At 67.2% G+C, this 1,007-nt stretch carries 1 protein-coding gene; it reads right to left on the bottom strand.

Annotated elements, in window-relative coordinates:
- Positions 1–67 precede the first annotated feature (67 nt).
- The gene (locus tag LVY72_RS24080) at positions 68–898 is read right to left on the bottom strand and encodes a type IV toxin-antitoxin system AbiEi family antitoxin domain-containing protein (RefSeq protein ID WP_237827469.1); all 831 of its coding nucleotides are present in this window, start codon (positions 896–898) and stop codon (positions 68–70) included.
- Positions 899–1,007: the final 109 nt, after the last annotated feature.

Here is a 1,007-nt window from a genome sequence, read left to right as displayed (position 1 = left end):
TAGTCAGCGCGTTGCTTGAAGCCTAAAGCAGGGGACGGAGGTTCAATGGTGGGGGCGGAGGCCCGGCTCAGGCGCTCCTCCTCGCCATCCTCGCGACCTCGGCGACGACCCGGTCCGCATCGAACATTAGGTCCTCGTAGATGTAGCGCAGGGTGGGCAGCCCGCTCAGCACGCCGGCGTTGTTGCGCCTGCGGTCCTTGCGGAACTCCGTCCGCGTCCAGTGGAAGTCGAACCCGTCCAGTTCGACAATCAGGTGCCCCTCCACCAACAGGTCCACCCGGCCCACCCCCTCGATGCGCACCTGGGTTTCCACCTGCAGGCCCACACTCCGAAACAGTTCCCGCGCGATGACCTCCAGCGGGGATTCGGCGTCGAACCCGATCCGGCCGACGACGTCGCGCACCGGCCCGTTCCGCGGGCCTTTGAGGTTGCCAAGCAGGTCGGGGACGATGACCCGCCCCAACCTGACAGCCGATTCCGCAATGACGAGGGCTTCCAGCGGCGGCCGGCACCGGAGCGCATGCAGCACCGTGTCCAAGACCGGAACATAGGCGCCGGGCAGCCGCCGGCCCGCCAGGTATCCCCGATGGCGCTGAGCAGCCACCGGATGGCCATGGGGAACCCACAGATGAAGCGACTCCGGGTCTTTCATGCCCCACAGGCCATGTTCCTTGACCGCGGAGACGCAGGTGATCAGGCCGCCGGCCACGAGTGCGTGGCGGACCACCGGATCCGCGTCCGGCAGGGCCACCAGTCCGCGTTTGATCCGAACCAGCAGCCCGCTGTCCACTGCCTTGGCAAGCACCCGGTCGGTCGTCCCGGCGGCGAGCAGGTCGCTGACGCGGGCGGTACCGCCGAGCCGCCGGACGCGTTCAATCATGCGGGCGAGAGTATCCATGCCTTCGAGGGTGGCCGAAAACTGCCACTTTGACGGTGCAGCCGCTGGATTGTGGATATCCTCTGCGGCTTCACGCCCATCTTTGGGCCGCCGCGTACATCTTTAGCCT

The sequence above is a fragment of the Arthrobacter hankyongi genome (assembly GCF_022012395.1).
GTDB classification, from domain to species: domain Bacteria; phylum Actinomycetota; class Actinomycetes; order Actinomycetales; family Micrococcaceae; genus Crystallibacter; species Crystallibacter hankyongi.
This window is presented reverse-complemented; position numbering and strand designations above follow the sequence as displayed.

Coding starts and splice junctions, on each gene's coding strand:
- LVY72_RS24080 (WP_237827469.1), bottom strand. CDS start 898: ATGGATACTCTCGCCCGCATGATTGAACGCGTCCGGCGGCTCGGCGGT.